Source organism: Limnohabitans sp. JirII-31 (genome assembly GCF_002778315.1).
Lineage (GTDB): Bacteria > Pseudomonadota > Gammaproteobacteria > Burkholderiales > Burkholderiaceae_C > Limnohabitans.
This window is the reverse complement of the sequence record NZ_NESA01000006.1, coordinates 201,408-208,061: the sequence shown is the minus strand read 5'-3', so window position 1 is coordinate 208,061 and position 6,654 is coordinate 201,408. Positions and strand designations below refer to the sequence as shown.

The window sequence follows — 6,654 nt, the reverse complement described above, 5'->3', positions numbered from 1 at the left end:
GTGGGCTCCACCCCCGCCGAACAAGACGCGATGCTGCGCCGCCAGATGGACCAGTTTCGCTCGGTCATCCGTGACATGAAGCTGGACTAAAAAAACAGGGCCACATCGTGGATGTGGCCCTGTGTGCTCCTCCGTCTTGAAGGGGCTCAGCTTGACGCCCCGTTAAGCCTTGCCACCTGCTTGCAGCCACCACACCAACAACTTGGTGCAGTCGGCGGCATTGAGGCCGCTGTCTGCGGCGGCATCAAAACTCTTGAGCGTGGCTTCGGTCAGCGGCAACTTGCGTTGATGCGCTTGGGCTTGGGCCAACATGGCGCGCACGTCTTTGCGCATGGTGGCCACGTCCACGGTGACAGCATCGTTTTTCTCACCCGCCAAGGCTTGCGCAATCATGGGGCCGCGTACCTTGAGCATGTTGGGCCCGGCAGATGACTCTGAGAACACCTCGATCACGCGCTGTGGGTCCAAGCCCAAAGGCTCAATCAGCGACAAGGCTTCGCTCAAGGTTTGCCAGTACACCATCAGCGGCAGGTTGATGGCGAGCTTCATGGTGGCCCCTGAGCCGTGAGGGCCGACAAACTCAATGCGACGACAGAGTTGTTCCAGCACAGCTTTGGCGCGCTCCAGGTGCTGTGCGTCGCCGCCGACAAAGCCAATCAACTTGCCGTCTTTGGCAGGGCCCACGCTGCCACTGACGGGGCACTCCAGGTAGGCGGCATGCACGTTCTCGGCAAGCTTTGCCAAGGCTTGCTGTTTGGCTGGTTGGACGGTACTCATCTCGATGAACAGCTTGCCCTTGACGTCACCGCTGAGCAAACCGTGGGGCGACAGGTACACGTCGTCCAGGGCTTGTTCGTTGGTCACCAAGCTCAGCACCACGTCGCACTGCGCAGCCAATTCGGCAGGCGTTGCCGCCCAGCCAATGCCTGAGTCGATCAGGCCTTGGGCCCGCTCTTTCGAGCGGTTCCAGACCGTCACTGAATTGCCCAATGTGTGCAAGCGTGCAGCGATGACGCTGCCCATCTTGCCGGTTCCTGCTATGCCTATGCGCATGAATGAAAACTCACTTTAAAAATTAATCGGCTTTGATGTTGTTGTCGGCAATCAGCTTGGAGTATTTGGCATGCTCAGCGGCCAAGAACGCTTTGAACTCGTCTTGCGTGCTGGCTTGTGCTTCCACACCCAAACCGGCAAAGCGGTCTTTCAAGTCGGCGTTGGCCATGATCTTGACCAAGGCATCGTGGTAGCTCTCCACAATCGCTTTGGGTGTGCCGGTGGGCAGGTACACGCCCCACCAGTTCACGGCCACCAAACCGGGCAGACCCGCTTCGGCGAAGGTGGGGATGTCTGGGCTCATGGGTGAACGTTTGGCGCTGGTGATGGCCAATGCGCGCAAGCGGCCGGTCTTGATGTGTTGGCTCACGGGCAGAGCGTCGGACACCATCATGTTGATTTGGCCTGCGATCAAGTCGTTCACGGCCAAGCCGCCACCTTTGTAGGGCACGCCAATCATCTTCACGCCGGCTTGACGCATGATCAATTCACCGCCCAAGTGCGCCATGCTGCCAGCGCCGCTGGTGCCAAAGTTCAACACGCCGGGTTTGGCCTTGGCATCGGCCAACAAATCTGCCAATGTCTTGTAGGGTGATGCGGCAGGCACCACCAAGATGTTGGGGCCGGTGGCAGTGAGTGAGACGGGGATGAAGTCCTTCTCCATGCTGTAGGGCACTTTGGTGATCAGCGGGTTCACTGCCGCTGGGCCTAAGTTGCCCACCACAAAGGTGTAGCCATCGGCGGCTTGACGGGCGGCGTATTCCATGCCGATCGAGCCTGCTGCGCCGGGACGACTTTCGATGATGACGGGTTGGCCCCAGTGCTCGCTGAGTTTTTGTCCCATGATGCGAGCCATCAAGTCTGAGCTACCACCAGGTGGATACGTCACCACCAATTTCACAGGTTTGCTGGGGAAACTCTGTGCTTGAACCATGGGCGACAAGCACCCCAAAACCAAAGCCAACAGCCAAGCACTGTTTTTTCTAAAACCTGATCGCAACACCGAACTCATGTCATCTCCTTTTGTTTTAACTCAGTCACTTACGTGTCGATATACAAATCAACCTTCAAGTTATATTGCAAACTGTCAAAAATACAGAGAGTGTTAACCCATGCTTCACGCACCATCCCCCGCTTCTCGTGCCGATCAAACCCTGTCACACAACATGAAATTGTTGGCCCACCATGAGCTGGCTGGCTTTGGTGGATTGGGCGAGGGCATGGCGATGCAGCTCACTTCTGACGGTCGTCGCATCTTGTGGTTGGCGCACGAATCAGCACCCAAAAACTTCTCGGGTGTGGATGTCACCGACCCGACAGCACCGAAGCTGATTGTGCAAACCGAGTTGCCGCACATGAAGCTGCGTTCCAACTCGTTAGACGTGGTGGGCAATACCTTGGTGGTGGCCTACCAGGCCTCGGAGGTTGGCATCAAGCCTGCTGGCGTGGATATTTTTGATGTGAGCATTCCTGAAACGCCACGTTTGTTGTCGCACTTTGACTGCTCGGGCCCTCACTCACGCGGCGTGCACGCGGTGTGGTTTGTCGACGGCAAATACATCCATATGTCCTCGGGTGCGCCCGACTTTCAGCCGCGCAATCCGCTGGACGATCAGTTCTACCGCATCGTCGATATCTCCGACCCCACGAAGCCTTTTGAAGCGGGCCGCTGGTGGTACCCCGGCACGCGTGAAGGCGATGAGGCACCTCCGCCCGCACGCTTGCCCAAACAGTTCGACACTGGTTTTCGCACCCACAACACCAACGTGTTTCCCGACCGTCCTGACCGCGCCTTTGTGGGCTACATCGACGGTGGCGCCGTGGTGCTCGACATCTCGGACATGAAAGACATCAAGGTGGTCTCGCAGTGGAACCACTCGCCACCTTTCAATGGGTTCACCCACACCGTCTTGCCTTTGTTCGACCGCGGCTTGTGGATCGTGAGCGATGAATGCGTGCAAGACAACGGCGCTGATTGGCCCAAGTTGGTGTGGGTGGTCGACGCCCGCAACGAAGCCAACCCCGTGCCCATTGGCACGTTCCCTGCGCCGTCGTTTGAGGCATTCGCCAAACGCGGTGGCCGTTTTGGGGCGCACAACTTGCACGAGAACTTGCCTGGCCCCACTTCGTTTCGCTCAGACACCATCATCGTGGGTTCGTTCTTCAATGCGGGCGTGCGTGTGTACGACACCAGCAACCCTTACCAGGTGCAAGAGATTGCGTACTTTGTGCCCGGTGCGCCCAAGCTGTCACCGGCAGGCGCGATTCAGTTGAACGATGTGTACGTGGACGACCGCCGCATCGTCTACACCGTGGACCGTTTCACCGGTGGCCTCTACATCCTTGAGATGAACATCTAAAGCCGCTGCTGTGACTTGGCAACGCGACGCGCTGGCAGGAAAAATTCCTGTCACCCTCATCACTGGTTTTTTGGGCAGTGGCAAAACCACGCTGATCTCCAAATTGCTCAAGCACCCCGACATGCGGCGCGTGGCGGTGGTGATCAACGAAGTGGGTGAGATTGGCATTGACCATGACCTGGTCACCATGTCGTCCGAAAACATCACCTTGCTGGCCAACGGCTGCATTTGTTGTTCGGTGCGCACGGACCTGCAAGAAACCCTGCGCGACTTGTTTGCCCAACGCCGTGTGGGCGAGGTGTTTGACTTTGACCGCGTGATCGTCGAGACCACAGGCTTGGCCGACCCGGCGCCGGTGGTGCAGACCCTGGCCAGCGACACCTTGCTGGAAGCGCAGTACCGGCTCGATGGCCTGATCACCTTGGTCGACGGCGTGCTGGGCCTGGGACAAATTCAAGACCAGACCGAAGCCGTCAAACAGATTGCGATTGCCGACAAGGTGTTCATCACCAAGTCGGACCTGGCCGATGCGCCCACGTTGCAAGCTTTGCGCGAAGCGATTGGCACGCTCAACCCCAGAGCCAGCATCGACACCTTGGTGAATGGCGAGATTGAACCGCACGCCCTGATGGCCTTGGGGCTTGCCAGTGCGCGCGCGGGCCAGCAGACCTTGCGGTTTTTAGGCGAGGCGCTCGATGGCTCGGCATCAACAGACGCACCCGAGGGCGGGCGTTACTTGGCGCAGGCAGCGGCCACCCATGACCGCTCGGTGCGCACGGTGTCCTTGCGTTTCAAACAGCCGTTCCAGTGGGCGTCTTTTTCGGCGGCCTTGGAGTTGCTCAGCACCTTGCGTGGCCCCGATTTGTTGCGCGTCAAAGGCATCGTCAATGTGGATGGCAAGCCGGTGGTGGTGCAGGGTGTGCAACACATCTTTCACACCCCTGTGGAGTTGGACCGTTGGCCCAGTGCCGACACCGATTCACGCTTGGTGTTCATCACCCGCAACATCGAGGCCGATGTGATTCGCAATTTGTTTGCGGCCGTGGGTGCGGTTACGCCCGCAGCCTGACGCATCGGGCTTGGCGTTTGGCACGCCAAGCCGCTGGCATGGCCTTTATTTGGCCTTGGCTTTCACTTTGGGTTTTGCTTTGGCCGCCTTCTTGGGCACGCACATGTGCGAGAGCACATCGAACACAGCTGCGGTGTCGTTCTCGGCATGGCCCAAACCCATGGCCGCGTTGTAGACCGGGATGGTGGCTGCAAATAAGGGCGCTGCGGTGTGCGTTTGGGCCAGCGCCGCGCCAATCAGCTTCATGTCTTTTTGCCAGACCGACACCTTCATGGTGGCTTGGTCCCAGCTTTGGTTGACCATCATGGGCCCGCGCACATCCAGCATGCGTGAGCCACCCGCGCCGTCGGCGAGCACCTTCACCGCCACCTCGGGAGAGATGCCAAAGCGCTCGCCAAACAGCAGCACTTCCGCCGTGGACACGTTGTGGATGGCCACCAACAAATTGGCCATCAACTTCATTTTCATGCCATTGCCAAACTCACCCAGGTAGTAGTTGGCTTTGGCAAAACCTTCAAACACGGGCGTGAGTTGTTGCACCGCTTTGGCGGGACCGCTGGAGTACACCGACAGGTCTTTGCGCACCGCTTGCGCGCCTGTGCCGGACAAGGGGCAGTCGAGCAGGGTGATGCCTTGTTTGGCCAAGATCTTTTGCGCCGTCACCTTGTCGTCAATGTCCAAGGTGCTGGTGTCGACCATCAGCAGCCCTTTTTTGCCGCGCTGTGCCACGGCATGGGCGGCGTCGAACAGGGCTTGTGCGTGGGGCAGCGATGCAATGATCACATCCACCTGGGCCGCCAACTCGCCCATGCTGGTGCAGGGCGTGCCGCCTGCTTTTTTCAGCCGTGCGCGCGCTGCGTCGCTGGGATCAAAGCCAAATACCGCAAAGCCAGCCTTCAACAAATTACCCGACATGGCCGAGCCCATGATGCCCAAACCGAGAAAGCCGATCTTGGTGGCGCTCGCCTGAGCCGGCTTGGTTTTGGCGCTGGCTGTGACGCTGGACTTTGTGGTTTTGCGGGGGGCGGTTTTTGTTTTGGTGGTCATTTGATCTCCTATTTGGTGTAAATTCGTGCCGAGTCTAAAACAAGAACCCAATTCAGGAGACACCGCTGTGACAAGTTCAACCCAATCCCCCTCTTCACGCCAACCGGTCCGCATGGGGCTGGTCGGTTATGGCTGGTGGGGCAAGACCATTGCCAAACAAATCGCCAGCTCCAACCACATGTCGTTGGTGGCGGTGGTGGAGGTGAGTGCCGAGTTGCGCCAACAGATGGCGACCGACCCGGTGTTGAAGGGTGTCCATGTGCTGGCCAGCTTCGACGAGTTTTTGCAAATCGCTGAGATGGAGGCGGTCATTCTGTGCACGCCACACCAGCAACACGCCGACCAAATTGTGGCGGCGGCCAAGGCCGGCAAACACGTGTTCTGTGAGAAGCCCTTGTGCCTCACCGTGAAAGACGCGCAACGTGCCATTGACAGTTGCGTCCAACATCAGCGGGTCTTGGGCATTGGCCATGAGCGGCGCTTTGAGCCCTCGGTGATCGAGTTGCGCCGCGAGATTGAGGCCGGCACTTTTGGCACCATCTTGCAAATTGAAGCTAACTTCAGCCAAGACAAATTCTTTGCCTTGCCCAAAGACAACTGGCGCCTCTCCAACCAGCACGCACCGGTGGGGCCGCTCACCGCCACAGGCATTCACCTGGTGGATTTGGCGATTGCCATTCTGGGCCCCAGTGAAGCGGTGTGGGCCCGTTTGGCCACGCGCGGTTCCGAGTTTGAAAACGGCGACACGCTGGGACTGATGCTGGCCTTTCCGGGCGGTGCCAATGCCTTGATCAGCGCCATTTTGGCGACGCCATTTGAAGGCCGCTTTGCGGTCTATGGCTCCAAGGGCTGGTTTGAAATTCGCGATCGCACCCATCCAGAAAACCCCACCGGCTGGGACATCAAGCGTGTCATGCAAGGCCAAGCCCCTGTCACCAGTTTTGCGGCGCCTCACCCCACGGTGTTGGCCAACCTGGAAGCCTTTGCGGCGGCCATTCGCCATGAGCGGCCTTATCCGGTGACACACCGCGAGATGCTGGCCAATGTGGCGGCACTCGAAGCCATCATGACCTCGGCGGTGTCCCACAAGATCGAGCCGGTGACCTCTCCCGATTGAGGACAATG

At 58.9% G+C, this 6,654-nt stretch carries 6 protein-coding genes; 3 read left to right on the top strand and 3 right to left on the bottom strand.

Features of this window, described 5'->3' with window-relative positions; all coding sequences use genetic code 11:
* Positions 1 to 162 precede the first annotated feature (162 nt).
* Together B9Z41_RS09815 and B9Z41_RS09810 are read right to left on the bottom strand one after the other, a co-directional pair.
* Entirely contained in the window at positions 163 to 1,053 is an 891-nt protein-coding gene (locus B9Z41_RS09815; RefSeq protein ID WP_100146882.1) for an NAD(P)-dependent oxidoreductase, read from the bottom strand.
* Positions 1,054 to 1,075: 22 nt separating this feature from the next.
* Entirely contained in the window at positions 1,076 to 2,065 is a 990-nt protein-coding gene (locus tag B9Z41_RS09810) for a tripartite tricarboxylate transporter substrate binding protein (protein WP_100146881.1), read from the bottom strand.
* A 154-nt stretch (positions 2,066 to 2,219) separates the two neighbouring features.
* Between B9Z41_RS09810 and B9Z41_RS09805 the strand changes: the two genes are divergently transcribed.
* Positions 2,220 to 3,413, top strand: a complete 1,194-nt coding sequence (locus B9Z41_RS09805) for an LVIVD repeat-containing protein (protein ID WP_100146880.1) — start codon at positions 2,220 to 2,222, stop codon at positions 3,411 to 3,413.
* A gap of 10 nt (positions 3,414 to 3,423) precedes the next feature.
* A complete protein-coding gene (locus tag B9Z41_RS09800) occupies positions 3,424 to 4,482 on the top strand; it encodes a GTP-binding protein (protein ID WP_100146879.1) in 1,059 nt (352 codons plus the stop codon).
* Between the two features lie 45 nt (positions 4,483 to 4,527).
* Here the strand turns inward: B9Z41_RS09800 and B9Z41_RS09795 are convergent, their stop codons facing one another.
* Entirely contained in the window at positions 4,528 to 5,529 is a 1,002-nt protein-coding gene (locus B9Z41_RS09795; protein ID WP_158236163.1) for an NAD(P)-dependent oxidoreductase, read from the bottom strand.
* A 67-nt stretch (positions 5,530 to 5,596) separates the two neighbouring features.
* Between B9Z41_RS09795 and B9Z41_RS09790 the strand changes: the two genes are divergently transcribed.
* Positions 5,597 to 6,646, top strand: a complete 1,050-nt coding sequence (locus B9Z41_RS09790) for a Gfo/Idh/MocA family protein (RefSeq protein WP_199172969.1) — start codon at positions 5,597 to 5,599, stop codon at positions 6,644 to 6,646.
* Positions 6,647 to 6,654: the final 8 nt, after the last annotated feature.

Coding starts and splice junctions, on each gene's coding strand:
- B9Z41_RS09805 (WP_100146880.1), top strand. CDS start 2,220: ATGAAATTGTTGGCCCACCATGAGCTGGCTGGCTTTGGTGGATTGGGC.
- B9Z41_RS09795 (WP_158236163.1), bottom strand. CDS start 5,529: ATGACCACCAAAACAAAAACCGCCCCCCGCAAAACCACAAAGTCCAGC.
- B9Z41_RS09810 (WP_100146881.1), bottom strand. CDS start 2,065: ATGAGTTCGGTGTTGCGATCAGGTTTTAGAAAAAACAGTGCTTGGCTG.
- B9Z41_RS09815 (WP_100146882.1), bottom strand. CDS start 1,053: ATGCGCATAGGCATAGCAGGAACCGGCAAGATGGGCAGCGTCATCGCT.